This window comes from Hathewaya massiliensis (assembly GCF_902143515.1).
Taxonomy (GTDB): Bacteria; Bacillota; Clostridia; order Clostridiales; family Clostridiaceae; genus Hathewaya; species Hathewaya massiliensis.
Map to the genome: position 1 here is coordinate 16,392 of NZ_CABFVD010000005.1, position 15,279 is coordinate 31,670.

Annotated in this window: 18 protein-coding genes; 12 read left to right on the forward strand and 6 right to left on the reverse strand. The window is 27.5% G+C overall.

What is annotated here, in order from left to right; all coding sequences use genetic code 11:
- The first annotated feature begins 26 nt into the window (after positions 1–26).
- The 4 genes from cobU to FNZ64_RS09875 all read left to right on the forward strand — a co-directional run bounded on the left by cobU (position 27) and on the right by FNZ64_RS09875 (position 2,129).
- A complete protein-coding gene (gene cobU, locus FNZ64_RS09860) occupies positions 27–575 on the forward strand; it encodes a bifunctional adenosylcobinamide kinase/adenosylcobinamide-phosphate guanylyltransferase (RefSeq protein WP_142414646.1) in 549 nt (182 codons plus the stop codon).
- A gap of 10 nt (positions 576–585) precedes the next feature.
- Positions 586–1,347, forward strand: coding sequence for an adenosylcobinamide-GDP ribazoletransferase (cobS, locus tag FNZ64_RS09865; protein WP_142414647.1), 762 nt, complete (start codon positions 586–588; stop codon positions 1,345–1,347).
- A gap of 256 nt (positions 1,348–1,603) precedes the next feature.
- Complete coding sequence (locus FNZ64_RS09870; protein WP_142414648.1) at positions 1,604–1,819, forward strand: hypothetical protein; 216 nt, start codon at positions 1,604–1,606, stop codon at positions 1,817–1,819.
- Between the two features lie 31 nt (positions 1,820–1,850).
- A complete protein-coding gene (locus FNZ64_RS09875) occupies positions 1,851–2,129 on the forward strand; it encodes a spore coat protein (RefSeq protein ID WP_142414649.1) in 279 nt (92 codons plus the stop codon).
- A gap of 254 nt (positions 2,130–2,383) precedes the next feature.
- Here the strand turns inward: FNZ64_RS09875 and rd are convergent, their stop codons facing one another.
- The gene (rd, locus tag FNZ64_RS09880) at positions 2,384–2,545 is read right to left on the reverse strand and encodes a rubredoxin (protein ID WP_142414650.1); all 162 of its coding nucleotides are present in this window, start codon (positions 2,543–2,545) and stop codon (positions 2,384–2,386) included.
- Positions 2,546–2,928: 383 nt separating this feature from the next.
- Here rd and FNZ64_RS09885 point away from each other — a divergent pair, with 383 nt between their 5' ends.
- From FNZ64_RS09885 to FNZ64_RS09900, 4 genes are all read left to right on the forward strand, one after another.
- Complete coding sequence (locus tag FNZ64_RS09885; RefSeq protein WP_142414651.1) at positions 2,929–3,345, forward strand: HutP family protein; 417 nt, start codon at positions 2,929–2,931, stop codon at positions 3,343–3,345.
- Positions 3,346–3,964: 619 nt separating this feature from the next.
- Positions 3,965–4,981, forward strand: coding sequence for an ABC transporter substrate-binding protein (locus FNZ64_RS09890; RefSeq protein WP_142414652.1), 1,017 nt, complete (start codon positions 3,965–3,967; stop codon positions 4,979–4,981).
- Positions 4,981–5,892, forward strand: coding sequence for an ABC transporter permease (locus FNZ64_RS09895; protein WP_142414653.1), 912 nt, complete (start codon positions 4,981–4,983; stop codon positions 5,890–5,892). Before FNZ64_RS09890 ends, FNZ64_RS09895 begins: the two co-directional genes overlap by 1 nt.
- The gene (locus tag FNZ64_RS09900; protein WP_142414654.1) at positions 5,858–6,652 is read left to right on the forward strand and encodes an ABC transporter ATP-binding protein; all 795 of its coding nucleotides are present in this window, start codon (positions 5,858–5,860) and stop codon (positions 6,650–6,652) included. The genes FNZ64_RS09895 and FNZ64_RS09900 overlap by 35 nt, the downstream gene beginning before the upstream one ends.
- Positions 6,653–6,869: 217 nt before the next feature.
- On the opposite strand, the gene FNZ64_RS09905 is transcribed toward FNZ64_RS09900, so the two are convergent.
- Complete coding sequence (locus tag FNZ64_RS09905; RefSeq protein ID WP_142414655.1) at positions 6,870–7,262, reverse strand: bacteriohemerythrin; 393 nt, start codon at positions 7,260–7,262, stop codon at positions 6,870–6,872.
- 218 nt (positions 7,263–7,480) lie between these two features.
- Between FNZ64_RS09905 and FNZ64_RS09910 the strand changes: the two genes are divergently transcribed.
- Entirely contained in the window at positions 7,481–8,857 is a 1,377-nt protein-coding gene (locus FNZ64_RS09910; protein ID WP_142414656.1) for a bifunctional metallophosphatase/5'-nucleotidase, read from the forward strand.
- Between the two features lie 11 nt (positions 8,858–8,868).
- Here FNZ64_RS09910 and FNZ64_RS09915 read toward each other — a convergent pair whose 3' ends face one another.
- From FNZ64_RS09915 to FNZ64_RS09925, 3 genes are all read right to left on the reverse strand, one after another.
- Positions 8,869–9,768, reverse strand: a complete 900-nt coding sequence (locus tag FNZ64_RS09915; RefSeq protein WP_142414886.1) for a leucine-rich repeat domain-containing protein — start codon at positions 9,766–9,768, stop codon at positions 8,869–8,871.
- Between the two features lie 117 nt (positions 9,769–9,885).
- Positions 9,886–10,329 carry a DUF3021 domain-containing protein gene (locus FNZ64_RS09920; RefSeq protein ID WP_142414657.1) on the reverse strand — a complete coding sequence of 148 codons (444 nt, stop codon included), beginning with the start codon at positions 10,327–10,329 and terminating at the stop codon, positions 9,886–9,888.
- Positions 10,330–10,338: 9 nt separating this feature from the next.
- The gene (locus FNZ64_RS09925; RefSeq protein ID WP_142414658.1) at positions 10,339–10,761 is read right to left on the reverse strand and encodes a LytTR family DNA-binding domain-containing protein; all 423 of its coding nucleotides are present in this window, start codon (positions 10,759–10,761) and stop codon (positions 10,339–10,341) included.
- Positions 10,762–10,812: 51 nt separating this feature from the next.
- Between FNZ64_RS09925 and tnpA the strand changes: the two genes are divergently transcribed.
- The 3 genes from tnpA (at position 10,813) to tnpC (ending at position 13,222) form a co-directional block, all read left to right on the forward strand.
- The gene (gene tnpA, locus FNZ64_RS09930) at positions 10,813–11,145 is read left to right on the forward strand and encodes an IS66 family insertion sequence element accessory protein TnpA (RefSeq protein WP_142414659.1); all 333 of its coding nucleotides are present in this window, start codon (positions 10,813–10,815) and stop codon (positions 11,143–11,145) included.
- A complete protein-coding gene (gene tnpB / locus FNZ64_RS09935; protein WP_138205552.1) occupies positions 11,139–11,489 on the forward strand; it encodes an IS66 family insertion sequence element accessory protein TnpB in 351 nt (116 codons plus the stop codon). The genes tnpA and tnpB overlap by 7 nt, the downstream gene beginning before the upstream one ends.
- An 89-nt stretch (positions 11,490–11,578) precedes the next feature.
- Complete coding sequence (tnpC, locus tag FNZ64_RS09940; protein WP_142414660.1) at positions 11,579–13,222, forward strand: IS66 family transposase; 1,644 nt, start codon at positions 11,579–11,581, stop codon at positions 13,220–13,222.
- A 544-nt stretch (positions 13,223–13,766) separates the two neighbouring features.
- On the opposite strand, the gene FNZ64_RS09945 is transcribed toward tnpC, so the two are convergent.
- A complete protein-coding gene (locus tag FNZ64_RS09945) occupies positions 13,767–15,242 on the reverse strand; it encodes a Sau3AI family type II restriction endonuclease (protein ID WP_142414661.1) in 1,476 nt (491 codons plus the stop codon).
- Between the last annotated feature and the right edge of the window lie 37 nt (positions 15,243–15,279).

A 15,279-nucleotide genomic window follows, 5' to 3' on the forward strand; every position in this document is an offset into this window, starting at 1 on the left:
TATTAAAAACCTTTGGAGATGATAAAATGAGCAAAATAACCTTAGTTACTGGTGGTAGTAGAAGTGGTAAAAGCACTTTTGCAGAAAATATTTTAAAGGATTATGATGAAGTTTTATATATAGCAACAGCTATAGTTACAGATAAAGAAATGGAAGATAGAATTAAGCGCCATAGAGAGGAAAGAAATAATCTATGGGAGACTCATGAAGGTTATAAGAATCTAGACTTAGCCTTAGAAAAATATAATAAAAAATATGTACTTTTAGATTGTGTAACCGTAATGACTACAAATTTTTTATTTGAAAAAGAAATAGATTTTGATAATTTCTCAAAAGAAGACATGGACAACATGGTAAATTACATTAAAGAGGAGTTTAGAAAATTAATAGAAAAAGCAAGAGAGCTTAATATAGAGTTAGTTATGGTAACTAATGAAGTGGGCTGGGGAATTGTGCCTGAATACAGGCTAAGTAGAATTTTTAGAGACATAGCAGGATTTATAAATCAATATATAGCAAAACTTGCTGATGAGGTTTATTTAGTTAGCTGTGGGTTACCACTAAAGTTAAAATAAGGAGAATAAAATGAAATATTTTTTAAATAATTTATTATTATATTTTCAATTTTTTACAAGAATACCTATAAATAAAGCCTTAGACTGTGACATGAAAAATTTTAGAGATGGTTCTTTCTTCTTTCCAGTTATAGGGTTATTCATAGGAGTACTTCAATATGGTTTATATAAAATTTTAATTCTTTGTCTTCCTTACAATATAGTGGCAGTTTTAATTTTAATGGTTCCAATTATAATAACAGGAGGTCTTCATGTAGATGGCCTTGGAGATACTGTAGATGGATTTTTTTCTTTTAAAGGTGATAAGGAAAAAATCATGGAAATTATGAAAGATAGTAGGGTAGGTACCTTTGCAGCCATAGCCATAGTTATAGATTTATTGCTAAGATATACAGCAATTTCTACAGCCATAGGAACTGGAAATCCATATATTCTTATAGCAGCACCTATTATAGGAAGATTTACTGTAGTTTTTCTTTGTTTTATTGGTAAAAGTGCAAAGAAAAATAGTTCAGCTAATATTTATATAGGAAATATAGGTATAAAGGGAATGATACTTACAACTTTATTTACTTTCTTATTTATATTTAAATTAATCAGCATAAAATATACCTTAATATTAATGGTAAGTTCCCTATGTTTATCTTATTTATTTTATTTATTATGTTTAAATAAAATTGAGGGATTAAATGGAGATACCTTAGGTGCAAACTATGAAATTATAGATGTATTTTCTATGATTCTTTATATAGCCTTGGTAATTAATTTTTAAAATATGATTTTGTTAGGGTCAAATGTTGATATGAAAGTCACTTCATCACTAAACCACTATTAACAAGACCTTTAATAAAAAAACAATGATTAACATAATAATAAGGTTCTTTATAGAGCCTTATTTTTTTTATTTAATTATTTTCCATTAGTTCATTTTACTTTCTTTTTACAGTATATTTAACACCTATAATTTTTAAATTATAAGGGAATATTATTAATGTAACAGAGAGATGAACAACGAGGAGGAAAATAAAATGAATACAACAAACAACAATGCACCACAAATAGAAGATAAAAACTTATCAATAATTAAAGACCAATTAGGTCATGAGTGTTTATTAAACAAAAAATATAGTTTATATTCAGAGTATTGCACAGATCAAAGCTTAAAAAGTTTATGTAATGAAGCTGCAGGAGTTCATAAACAAAACTTTACTGAACTTAAAAATTATTTAGAAAGTCATCAATAATATAATTAGATATAAATAGGGAGGGTTTAAAATGCATACTACACCAAATTTATCAGAAAAAGAATTAATGCAAGATTTATTAACATCAGAAAAACAAGTTATAGGAGCATACAGCACAGGAATTACTGAAGCTTCTTGCCCAAATTTAAGAAATGTATTAGTAAATAACTTTACAAAAGAGCAACATATACAATATAAAGTATTTGATGCTATGAGCCAAAAAGGATGGTATCCAACAAAGGATGCTCAAACTCAAGATGTTCAACAATTAAAATCTCAAGCTACTCAAATGATGAATGAATTAAAATAGGGATATAAAAATATATAGACAATCTTAAGAAAATACTAAGTAAGTATGTAGAAATGTAAAATACAAAAGATGAAAGAAGATAAGCACTACAAAAGATGAAAGAAGATAAGCACTACAAAAGATGAAATAAATATAAAAATAGAAGCTATAAAAGCTAGTTAAATAATTAGGGTTAATTAAATTATGAAAATAGAGTATACTTATATTAATGATAAGTATACTCTATGTTTATTTTCTTAATTAAAGTTAATAAATTATTCAGTTTCTTCGAATAAGTCTTTACCAACACTACAAAGTGGGCATAGCCAATCTTCTGGAACATCTTCCCAAGCTGTTCCTGGATTTACTCCGTTATCTGGATCTCCCACCTCAGGATCGTATATATAACCGCAAACTGTACAAACGTATTTTTTCATATTTGTGACCTCCTTAAAATAAATGGTAAAGTTTATTTTGTATACTTAGTATACAATGAATTTTGAAAAAATTCAAGTAATATTTAATAATAAGTATTACTAAATAATAACTATTAATTATTAAAATTAGTTTTAATAATTAATTATAAAGTATAGAAGAATTTATACTTTAATTAAAGTTTAAAAAATTACTAAAAAATAAATATTTAAACTTAATATTTAAAATATATAGATGAAATTTTATAATAAATAAAAATTTCATAGAAAAAAATGAAAAAGTTATCTATAATATAATTATAACCAGTATGATGAAAGTTATAATTGAATAGAATAGAAAAATTTTAATAAAGTGTAAATTAAAAAATAGTAAAGGAATGATTTAAGTGGAATATACTAGTACAGAGGTTGCTAAAATTTCAATAAAAATGGCGTTATCGACTAGGGAAGAAGAGAAGGAATTAAGTGAGCATTATAAGGAAAATGGAGTGCTTACTGTAGCTGTAGATGTAGGCGGAAATATAAATAGTTCTATCCCAAAGGTTATTGAAAGAGCTTTAGTTGCTGCAAAGAGAAGTGGAGTTATTAAAGATTGTCATGTACATGATGGGGCTGTGGCTGGTGCTACTCGTGAGGCTTTATCTTATGTAGCTGAAAAAGCTAATGGACTTAATGTTGGAGGGAAGATTGGAATTGCAAGATATAAGGAGCATTTAAGTGTATGCATATTTATGAGCATAGGACTTTTACATTTAAATGAGGTAGTGATTGGCATTGGACATAGATCTATTCCAGATATGTAAGAGGAAAAATAGTACTTATTATTAAATTAATTTATAAAATTAATATTCTAGTAGAAAAATGTAGAAGAACTTTTTAGAAAATAATCTTTAAAAATCATTGACAATAATAATTTATTTATATATTATATATTATAAGTAATATATAATTTGAAATTTTAAATAAATTCAGTTTATTTATATTGTGTTAGATATTTATTTAAAATTATGTATTAATAAAGGTAAGGATTTTACATAAAGTTAATTTATAAATAACTTTAAAAATCCAAAGGTTTAAATAGAAAAATTATAGAGTAGTATAGTATAGAAATTCTAAAACAATGTAGTTTTAGATAAGTTAGTAGAATTGAAGTTTAGTAGGATAAAAGAATTAAATTGTAGCTTTGTAATATGGGAGAAGTATTTAAAATAAAATTGTAGCACAGTAGAAAAGTAGGAGATAATAAATATAAGCCTATTCCTTTATGGTATAGATTTATGACTATAAATAGATCATAGATTTATAATATTTAGGTATATGTTTTTTAATCATCTCCTATAATGGGAGTTTTTTTATTTTTATAATACTTTTCAGTAATATAATAATAAATTTAGTAATTGAATATTTTAGGAGGATGGTAGCATGGTAGCAAAAAAATTATCTAAATTATTGGTATGTGTATTTTTAGTTTCAACTCTAGGAGCTTGTGCAAATAGGACAAGTTCTAATTCAAATGAAAACAAATCTAAAGAGCAGTCTCAAAAACAAATAGGAATAACTCAAATTGTGGAACATCCAGCTTTAGATGCATCAAAGGAAGGTTTTATAGAAGCCTTAAAAGAAGGTGGATTTGAAGATGGTAAAAATATAAAAATAGATTTTCAAAATGCTCAAGGTGATACTGCAACTACGGATACTATTGCAAAGAAATTCGTATCTGATAAAAAGGATTTAGTTTTTGCAATTTCAACACCTTCAGCACAGGCTGTATTTAATGCCACAAAGGAAATTCCTATTGTAATCACAGCAATTACGGATCCTGTAAATGCTGGACTTGTACGTGACATGAAAAGTTCAGGAAACAATGTTACAGGAACTTCTGATAAAACTCCAATAAGAAAACAATTAGAATTATTAAAGAAAATAAAAGCTGATACTAAAACCATAGGAGTAATATATAATACCAGCGAGGCCAATTCTGAGGTTCAAGTAAGGGAACTAAAAGAAGAAGCTAGGGCTATGAATATAAAAGTTTTAGAGGGTGGAATTACAAGTATAAATGAAGTTCCACAAGTTTTAGGTGGATTACTTGATAAAGTAGATGTTTTATATACTCCAGCAGATAATATGGTGGCATCTTCTTTAAGCCTTATAAGTAAAAAGGCAGAGGAGAAAAAAGTACCTGTTTTTGGAGCAGAAAAAGCTCATGTAGAACAAGGAGCACTGATTACCTTAGGGGTAGATTACAAAGAACTTGGCCATGAATCAGGTAAGAAAGCAGTTGAAATTTTAAAGGGTAAAAAGCCAAGTGAGATTCCAGTTACAATGCAAGAAAACTTTAAAACCGTAGTAAATGAAAAAACTATGAAAACTTTAAATATAAAGATTCCTAAGAATATCCTAGAAAGTGCTGAAAAGGTAACAGGAGGTGGAAAATAATGAATTTGTTTTTAACGAGTACCTTAGAACAAGGCTTTATATTTGCTCTTGTCTCTTTAAGTGTATTTATAACTTACAAAATATTAGATTTTCCTGATCTTTCTGTAGATGGTACCTTTCCCTTAGGAGCTGCAATGGTGGCATTTTCATTATCAAAGGGAATAAATCCATTTATAGCACTTATATTTTCATTTATAGCAGGAGCCTTAGCAGGATTTGTTACAGGAGTGCTCCATGTTAAATTTAAAATTACCAATTTACTATCAGGAATTTTAGTTATGATAGGTTTATATTCTATAAATTTAAGAATTATGGGAAAACCTAATGTACAGTTTTTTAGCTTTAAAACCATATTTTCTTTTAATATTAATTCCATAGTTCTGCTTATGATAATAGCTTTATTATTTAAAGTTATACTAGATATTTTCCTAAAAACTAGATTAGGATTTTTGCTTAAAATAACAGGAGATAACGAAACATTAGTTACTTCACTAGGAGTAGATAAGGATAGAATAACAATTCTAGGTCTTATGTTATCCAATGGAATCGCAGCCTTTGCAGGTGGGATTATGGCGCAGTATAGTGGTTTTGCTGATGCTGGCATGGGAACAGGAATTGTGGTTACAGGACTTGCAGCAGTAATTTTAGGTTCTACTTTCTTAGGCAATTTTTCAAAAGTTAAAGGAACTACTATGGCATTAGTGGGAGCTATGCTCTATAAACTTGCCATAAGTGGAGCAATAAGTGTTGGCTTAAAGCCTACGGATTTAAAATTAGTTACAGCGCTAATAGTTATTTTAGTTCTTTCTGTAAACAATGCAGGATTTAAACTATCCTTAAAGAGAGAAAAAGTACTGGAAGAAGGAGGGGATTTCCTTGTTACAAATAAAGAGTCTGCACAAAACTTTTAATAAAAATACAGTAAATGAAAATCATCTATTTACAGGATTAAACCTAGAAATAGAAAAAGGAGACTTTGTAACCATTATAGGAAGCAATGGAGCAGGAAAATCCACCTTATTAAACTTAGTTTCAGGAAATATAAAAGGTGATAGAGGAGAAGTAATCCTAGAGGATAAAAATATAAATAAATTAAAAGAATATAAAATATCCAAAGAAATAGGAAGAGTATATCAAGATCCAAGCAAAGGAACAGCACCTTCCATGACCATAATGGAAAACCTTTCAATGGCTTATAATAAAGGAAAAGGCTTTGGACTAAAGAAAGCAATAAATAAAAATGATATTGAAAGATTTAAGGAACTTTTAAAACCCTTAAACTTAAATCTTGAAGATAAATTAAACTGCAAAGTAAGCTCGCTATCAGGAGGACAAAGACAGGCAATGTCTCTAATTATGTCTGTTATGAGCTCTCCCAAAGTACTTCTTTTAGACGAGCATACAGCAGCCTTAGATCCAAAAACTTCAGAGGCTATTATAGAAATTACAGAAAAAGTAGTAGCAAAAGAGAATATAACAACCCTTATGGTAACACACAATTTAAAACATGCCATAAATATGGGAAATAGACTTTTAATGATGCATAGAGGAGAAATTATCTTTGATATAAAAGGGGAAGAAAAGAAAAATCTAACCATGGAAAAACTTCTAGCTATGTTTGAAACCACAGCAGGAGAAGATGCAGTTAGTGATAGAACATTGTTCTCATAAATTATAGATAGAAACTTTGCACCCCTATTACCATGGTAGTGGAGTTACAAGCAAAGCTGCTTGTCTCCTTGATAATTGACAGTCTAACAAAAGTTAGACTATTTATAAAAGCGTATTACTTTTATAAAAATTTTGGCTTTTTTTATAAAAGATTTTAATTCCAAATAAAAATACCTGTATCTAAGTAAATTTCTTAAGATATAGGTATTTTTAATTTCTAATTTTCCATAATAAGTTTATCTGTATATAATATATGGTTTTCAATCCAATCCACAATGAATTCTAATAGTTCAATAAGGTAGGCATCTTGATTTTTATCTATATTATCTAGGTTAACACTATTAATTTTTTTTATAAATTCATTGTGCTGTATTTTATGAGAGAACATTCTCTTATAATTAATAGACTCCATGTACTCTTCTTCAGAATTAAAGTGAAATACTGTATAGTCCTTTAATTCATTTAGAATGTTTACTATTTTATCATACTTGTCCAAACAAATATCATTTTTAAGTATATCATAAGCCTCATTAGCAACATCAAATAAATGCTTATGCTGTTGATCAATTTTTTCAACTCCAATTACAAAATCATTTTTCCATTTAATCACACTAATTCCTCCAATATTTAATTTATAATACTATTATAGCAATTTTTAGACTATTTATCACTACTCACAATAACTTTCAGGATGAGAAATAAATTTGCTGTAAAAATAAAGGTTTATTAAGATTAAGAGTTATAGTTTTTAATAACTAGATATGGTAAAATTACATAAATTAATAGTTTATATTTAAGATATTTAATAACCCATAGGAGGTCTTCAAAATGAAGATTAGAATACTACATACCAATGATGTTCACAGTAGATTTGAAAATTTCTCAAAAATAAGTAGCAAAATAAGAGAACTTAAAAATGAAAACACCCTAATTTTAGATGCTGGAGATTTTAATGATTTTATGAGATTAGAACTTCAGGGAACTGGGGGAATAGCAGGATGTAGTTTATTAAATTTGGCTGGTTATGATGCTATTGCTGTTGGAAATAATGAGAGTTTTTCAGGAGTAGATATTCTTGAAAACATGACCACATCAGGACTTACACCATTTTTATCTTGTAATTTATATAGAGATGATATGACTTTTATTAAAGGATTAAAAAGAAGCATAATTATAGAAAAAGGTGAGTTAAAGTTCCTTATTATTGGATCAACACCACCATATAATGAATTTCTTTCTTTAGATAATATGCATGCCACAAATCCTATGGAAGAGATAAAAAGAGAGCTTGAAGAAAACAAAGGGAAGTATGATATCTGTATACTAATTAGTCACTGTGGGATTAAGGAAGACTTAAAAATAGCTGAAAACATAGAAGGTATTTATATAATAATTGGAGGACATAGCCACACTCTTATGGATAATGTTGAAGTAGTAAATAAAACCTTAATTCATCAGTCAGGAAAGTACGGGGAGCACCTAGGGGTTTTAGATATTGAAATTGAAGAAGGAAAAATTGTAGGATTTAATGGGGAAAATATAAATATAGAAAATATACCTGAGCATAAGGAAATCATAGAAGAAATATGTAGACAAAAACATATTGCAATTGAAACTTTAAGTAAGCCTTTGTATAAAATAGACTGCAATCTATGGCATGATGTTGTTGAGGAAAATCCAATGACTAACCTTTTAGCAGATGCCCTAAGGGATTTTATAACTTGTGATTTAAGTATAATCAATAGTGGAGTTATAAGTGGAGGCATAAAAAGAGGAAATCTTTCAAATAAGAAACTCCTTGAATTAGCCCCATCTCCTCTAAATCCAACCTATATGGAGATTAAAGGGAAATACATAAAAGAAGCTTTAAACTTATCACTTCAAGCTGATTTATGCCTTCAAGAAGGAAGAGGACCAGGATTTAGAGGAAGATACCTTGGAAGACTTCATGTATCAGGAGCTATTATTGAACATAATGGAAAACATATAACTAGGGTAAAACTTAAAAATGGTGAACTCGAAGATGAAAAGATATACAAGGTTGCAACTTCAGATTACCTTCAAAGAGGTACAGGCTATTTGAGTCTATCAAATAATGAAAATATCTCTTATAAAGTTGAATATATAAGAGATATTTTAAGAGAGTATTTAAATAAAGAGGAGTTCCTAGAAAAATGCTTCGAAGATAGATGGATATTAGTTTAAATTACTCTAAGTTAATGCTGGATTTTACATCTAAGCAAGACATTATCTAGTTCCTTAATATCTTTATCACTTATTTTATTAAGATTTAAGTGCAAAGTAGTCAAGTTGGTTAATCCTTTTAAGGGTTTTATATCCTCAATTTCGTTATTACCTAAATATAAGTAATTTAAATCGCTTAATTTTTTTAATGGCTCTATATTTTTAATCTTATTATTAATTAAACATAAGCAAGTTAAACTAGTTAATTCTCTTAATGGTTCTAGATTTTGAACTTTATTATCATTCAAATCTAAGTAAGTTAGTTTATTTAGACCTTTTAAGGATTCTATATTTTCAATTTCATTTTTATTTAAATATAAATAAGTTAATTTGTTTAAATCCTTTAATGGCTCTATACTCTTAATTTCATTGTTATATAAAAATAATTGAGTTAAATTAGTTAATCTTTTTAATGGTTCTATGCTTTTAATTTTGTTGCAGTCTAAACGTAAATAAGTTAAATTAGATAATTCTTTTAAGGGTTCTAGAGTATCAATTTCATTATCAGATAAATCTAAGTGTTCTAGTTTAGTCAATCCTTTTAAGCATTCTATATTACTAATTTTATTATTAGCCAGTTGTAATGTATTTAAGTTTTTTAAGTTTTCTATACCTGATAGATTTTTTATTTGTTTTTCAGAGGCAGATAATAAAGTTATTTCCTCAACTTCATTTTTGTAAATATCACCTTTAGGTTTATTAATGGTTTTTCTTATTAATTTCTCTAGATTTCTATCTGGAAATTTTACTATACTAGAAGAATTATTCTTATAATTAGAATTAAGAGAAGTTTTAGAATTAATAAGTGTATAACCTATAGCTAAGAATATAATTATTAAAAAAATACAACTAAAAATTTTACTCTTTTTCATAATTTTCCCCCACGATACATATTTAATATAATTATATAGTATTGTGGGGGAAAAACAATTATTTTTTTACATTAATCTAATTGATATTAAACTTAATTAAACAGTGTACAGGGTAATTTATTTATCCTTTAATTTTTTATTAAGTTCTTGTACTTTTTTCTTATATCTAAAATATTGAGTAAGCCATATGGAAACATAAATACAAATAAAAATTGTAATATAAATTGTTATAGAAATAACATCAGGCTTTACCCATCTTGCAAGTATAGAACAAGGGAAAAATACCATAGTAGTAATTAGAAAATGGATAAATGTCTGCTTTGCTATGCTCAAATTATCTATTTCAAATATAGTTGATCCAGCACCAAAAGTGAAACCTATTATAATACTAACAAAGTATTGAATTACATAGTATTTTAAAGGATTTATCATAGTAGCATTGGGAGGAATAACCATGATTTCACCATAAGCTAAGCAATAAATAAGACTAATAGTTGCACTAATAAAAACCCCTATAGGAATTCCAATCAAACCTCGTAAAATAGCCTTTTTTGATATCATAATACCACCTCATATACCTAAATATTTTTTTATCTTTGATAAATATCTTCTAGATACAAACTCTTTTTCTCCATTCTTAAAAACTATACCAATAGTTCCTGCAAAATTAATTTCTAAGTTTTTTATCTTATCTACATTGACAATACAAGAATTAGATATTCTAATAAAAGAATTCCCCTGAAACATTTCCTCTAATTTATAAAGCTTTTGTTTAACCCATAAATTCCCTTTATCAGTTTTAGCGTATATCTTTTGATTTTCACTATAGAAACAGTATATTTCATCCTTGTCTAGTAGAAATATTTTGTCATCCGTAATACCAGTTAAAATTTTATTTTCATTATTAGCTAGCAAATCTACCATACGTTGAATTTCTTCAGTTATTTCATTAGTATAAATGTAAGCGTAAAAAATTAAGTATCTAGAAAACATATCCTCTCATTGATAAACTTAAGTAAAAGATTATCAATGGGAGGTTTACTTATGTATAGAAAATTAGATAATGATACCTGGGAGGAATATTTAAATAAATTTAACTCTGTTAAAGATACAATAACAGTGAAAGATTTCTGTGCTGAAAATAACCTTAATAAGAGTCAATTTTATTACCATAAAAAAAGGGTAGAAAAAGTAAATGAAAGTAAAGAAACTATTTTTCAGGCTATTTCTTTGAATAGTAAAATTGATAATATTAAAGAAGATAAATCCACATTAAAAGAAGTGAAAATTAATGTAGGCAATGCTAATATACTTATTCCTGTTAGCGAAGCTACTTTAATAACAACAATAATTAAGGAGTTAATTCTAAAATGTTAAATATAGATAAGGTAGAAAAAGTCTATCTTGCCTGCGGCTACACAGATTTAAGAAAAAGTATTGATGGGTTAGTTATGATAGTGCAAAATCAATTTAAGTTAGATCCTTTTGATAAAGCATTATTTGTTTTTTGTAACAAGCAAATGGATAAATTAAAAATTCTTCACTTTGATGAAGGCTTTTGGCTGTATTATCATCGTTTAGAAGCTAATCGCTTCAAATGGCCAGCGACAGCTGATGATGCATTAAAGATTAATGTTGATGAATTACGTTGGCTTTTAAAAGGCTATGAAGTAAGAACAAAATCTAAATTTAAACCTGTAAAAGCAAGTAACTATTATTAAAAAAATATCAACTTTTAACCCTTGAAACCTAGTAATCTCAAGGGTTTTATGGTATAATAGAAATATCAAATAAAGCTAAAGGGGTAACTATGAGTCACGAAATTTTAAACAATGAACTTGATGAAGCTACTAAATTATTAATTAGCAAAGTTGAATCAATGGAAGAAGAGATTAATAATAACAAAGAAGAATTAAGTGAAAAGGATAAAGAAATCCAACAACTTAAAAATGAGATAGCATTTTTAAAGGGTGTCATATCTAATAGAAATAGAAAAATATTTGGAGCATCCAGTGAACAAGTAGATGTTAACCAATTATCTTTTTTTAACGAAGCTGAAAAACATAGTGATTCAAAGGTAGAAGAACCTACTTTAGAGGAAATTACATATAAAAGAGCCAAGAAAAGCAATTATACTGGAAAGAAAGACAATTTAGCTAATTTAGAAAGAGTTGTTATTGAACATAAATTAGAAGGTGAAGATCTTAACTGCAAGGAATGTGGTGAAGAACTTACTCTTATCGGAGTTAAATCTAGAAAAGAAGTTGTTAAATACATTCCTGCTAAATTAATAATTGAGGAGCATGTTGTTTATAGCTACGCTTGTAAAACATGTGAAAGAGCCACTGGTGAAAGTAAAATAGTTTCAGCAGAAGCACCTAAAACTATTTTTTATAATAGCATGGCCTCAAATGAGTTAATTGCACATACACTAATACTTAAATATCAACATGCAATGCCACTATATAGGCAAGAAACTTACTTTAATATGATAGGTGCTACTCTTTCAAGGCAAACTCTATGCAATTGGACTATGTCTGCAGCAGATGCTTTGGAGCCAATATATAATCATATGAAAAAAGAATTGCTTAGCCGTAATTATATTAATGCTGATGAAACAACCTTAAAGGTAATTAATGATAACGGTAAGGATTCAAAAACCAAGAAATATATGTGGTTATATATGAGTAATACCAATTCTAAGCCTGTGATCTTATATGATTACCAAAGCACTAGATCAAGCTCTTGCCCTAAAAATTTCTTAGGAGATTTTAAAGGATTTCTCCAAACGGATGGATATAATGGATACAATTCCGTTAGCGGAGCTACAAGGGTATACTGCTTGGCTCACATAAGAAGATACTTTCATAATATAATAGTAGATTTAGATAAAGAAGCCCTAAAAAATTCTAGAGGAGTAATAGGGTTTAATTATTGTGAGCAAATTTATAAGCTTGAAAAAGAACTTAGAGAATCTTACTCAAGTGATGAAAATTATTGTGATATTAGATTTAAAATAAGAGCTGAGAAACTAGCTCAAATTATAGATAATTTTATTGATTATGTTGAAAGAGAAATAAAAGATGCTCTTCCAAGAAGTCCGTTAGGTAAAGCACTTGAGTATGCTAAAAAGCATTTACCAGGATTAAAAAATGTATTATTAGATGGGGCTTTAGAAGTTGATAATAATGCTGCGGAGAGAGCTATCAAACCTTTTGTAATAGGCAGAAAAAACTTCCTTTTTGCAAATACTGCTAAGGGGGCAACTGCAAGTAGCAATATTTATAGTATTGTTGAAACTGCCAAGGCTAATAATTTAGTTGTAGAAAGATACTTGGTTTATCTGTTTGATAATTTATCAAAGATAGATATAAAGGACAGGGAAAGTTTAGAAAATCTCATGCCTTGGTCTCATAAGATCCCTAAAAATATGAAAATTAAAGAAAAGAAATAAAATTAATCCTAGTAAAGCTTTTATATTGCCTTACTAGGATATTTTAATACTATTCTTGGAATTATTAAAGGTGCTAAAACTTTGACGCTTACGTATAAATAATTGCATAAGGCTCTTTAAGCAGGTCCTCAACTTTAATTTCAACTTTCATTTTCTACAATCCCCTCCCTATAAAATGTCTGTTTATAATAATGAGAGAAATTAGAGCTTTTCATATCCACTTCTTAATTCATATTATATTTAGATATTTATTTTTAAACAATGGATTTTATATAAGTGGTCTTATTTGATATATAAGTGGTAGGTTTATGTAAGTAAAATTAAAAATTACAATGTTAGAATAGAGCAATAAGAAAAAGACTTAATGGAAAATGTTTATGTTTATCAATGAATTTATTAAGTTAGTTAATAATAATTTGCAATATATAAAGAACCTAGCATTAACTAGGTTCTTATTATTTATCTTAAAATATATCTCTTAAGCTTATTTTAAGATCAGTAAATATTGTGCTAATATACTCATCATTATCTTTAAAAACATTGACTATTTTATAAGGTCGGGATTTAGCTGACTTAAAATATAATTATTATTAATCCAAAAACTTTGAGTAGTCATCCATTGACCATCTGGAAGTTCATTTGCATCTCTGTTAATATCACCTATAGTTACCTTATTAGAAAAGAAGTAAGCGCTTTTTTGTGCATGTGGTCTAATGTGTATAATTGGATTATCATTTTTCTTAGGAAAGTTGTTTAATACAGCTTGTCCTAACTTTGTTTTTTTTATTGTAAATGTAACACCATTTTTTATAGTATCACGAATAGATTTCCAACCGGAATAAACAGTAGTATTTAAGTCTTCATAAGGCATGTTCCAAAGCTGGCTACCTTTTAGAATATACTTGTCATTATTTTTTTTATAAACTACAAATAGGAATATTGTTTCATTAAAATAAGTAAATAAATCAGATTCTTCCCATTCTTGGGTAACTAAATCTTTAAATTTGAAGGCAGGGAGGGACATACTTTCTCTCATGCTTTCATTTTCTTCAATTCTAATAGCTTTTACTACAATATTAGCTTTTACAAATTCTTCAGCTTGGTTAGATTTAATACCTAACATACGGTATGTTAAATCACTCCATTGAGCTTTATTATTGTTATATTCTCTTTCAAATAAGTCACATAAATCTTTATCTGATTTATTAATATATGAATTAATTTTTGAAGTTACATATTCCTTAAAGGTTGTACCATTTAATTCACTTAAATTTTTAATAATTGGTTCATAGGTAGTTTTATTAGGCACAATATAAGTATTAAGAACATATGTCATGTAAGAAGTCTTGAATGAAAAAGCCCGTGGTTTAGCAGGGATATCTGAAAAAGGTTGTGTCCTACAATCTGATGATGAAGCCGCCTTTGTTGCAGCTCCTAAGTATAGAGTATCTCCCTCAGAAAGTTCATGTGCTTTTCCTGCTTTAATTTTATTTATAATAGTTTCATAATCACTTTTAATTATTTCTAAGTCTTCTTTGGGTGGAGAAAATAGTTTTGAGTAGTTTATACGGTAATCCAAGCGATTAGTTATTTCATTAGTATATAAGTAGTAAACTAATAATATTAAACTTGACTTTGCCCAAAGATGACTTTCATAGAAATTTTCATGAATTACTTGATTATAATCAATCATTGTAATTATAAGTCGTTCTTTTGCTGATAAAGATTTATTTTTATTAATTTTATATGGAGTTACTTTCAATTCAACACCAGCTTTATCAAAATCAGGTTTTGAATCATTATTACATTTATAGTGAAAAAAGCATTCTTCAATTAACTCCCCTAAGCCACCTTTACGCTTTTTGTTTTTATGTGAAATTGCATATTCACTAGAACTTTCTTTAACTAATTGACTATTAAAGTTTTCATTAAGTATATCTGCAAAAGTTTTCCCAATAAGATTTTTAGAATATGATTCAATGCTAAAAGGGTTTGTTTCATCATATGGTTTGTTAAGCATAATAATCCTCCTATAACATAATATATACAATTATAAT

Excerpts from the sequence above, each read along its gene's own strand:
- cobU (WP_142414646.1), top strand. The coding sequence starts at position 27 with ATGAGCAAAATAACCTTAGTTACTGGTGGTAGTAGAAGTGGTAAAAGC.
- FNZ64_RS09925 (WP_142414658.1), bottom strand. The coding sequence starts at position 10,761 with ATGTTTTCTAGATACTTAATTTTTTACGCTTACATTTATACTAATGAA.
- cobS (WP_142414647.1), top strand. The coding sequence starts at position 586 with ATGAAATATTTTTTAAATAATTTATTATTATATTTTCAATTTTTTACA.
- FNZ64_RS09890 (WP_142414652.1), top strand. The coding sequence starts at position 3,965 with ATGGTAGCAAAAAAATTATCTAAATTATTGGTATGTGTATTTTTAGTT.
- FNZ64_RS09875 (WP_142414649.1), top strand. The coding sequence starts at position 1,851 with ATGCATACTACACCAAATTTATCAGAAAAAGAATTAATGCAAGATTTA.
- FNZ64_RS09920 (WP_142414657.1), bottom strand. The coding sequence starts at position 10,329 with ATGATATCAAAAAAGGCTATTTTACGAGGTTTGATTGGAATTCCTATA.
- tnpA (WP_142414659.1), top strand. The coding sequence starts at position 10,813 with ATGTATAGAAAATTAGATAATGATACCTGGGAGGAATATTTAAATAAA.
- tnpC (WP_142414660.1), top strand. The coding sequence starts at position 11,579 with ATGAGTCACGAAATTTTAAACAATGAACTTGATGAAGCTACTAAATTA.
- rd (WP_142414650.1), bottom strand. The coding sequence starts at position 2,545 with ATGAAAAAATACGTTTGTACAGTTTGCGGTTATATATACGATCCTGAG.
- tnpB (WP_138205552.1), top strand. The coding sequence starts at position 11,139 with ATGTTAAATATAGATAAGGTAGAAAAAGTCTATCTTGCCTGCGGCTAC.
- FNZ64_RS09910 (WP_142414656.1), top strand. The coding sequence starts at position 7,481 with ATGAAGATTAGAATACTACATACCAATGATGTTCACAGTAGATTTGAA.
- FNZ64_RS09915 (WP_142414886.1), bottom strand. The coding sequence starts at position 9,768 with ATGAAAAAGAGTAAAATTTTTAGTTGTATTTTTTTAATAATTATATTC.
- FNZ64_RS09945 (WP_142414661.1), bottom strand. The coding sequence starts at position 15,242 with ATGCTTAACAAACCATATGATGAAACAAACCCTTTTAGCATTGAATCA.
- FNZ64_RS09870 (WP_142414648.1), top strand. The coding sequence starts at position 1,604 with ATGAATACAACAAACAACAATGCACCACAAATAGAAGATAAAAACTTA.
- FNZ64_RS09895 (WP_142414653.1), top strand. The coding sequence starts at position 4,981 with ATGAATTTGTTTTTAACGAGTACCTTAGAACAAGGCTTTATATTTGCT.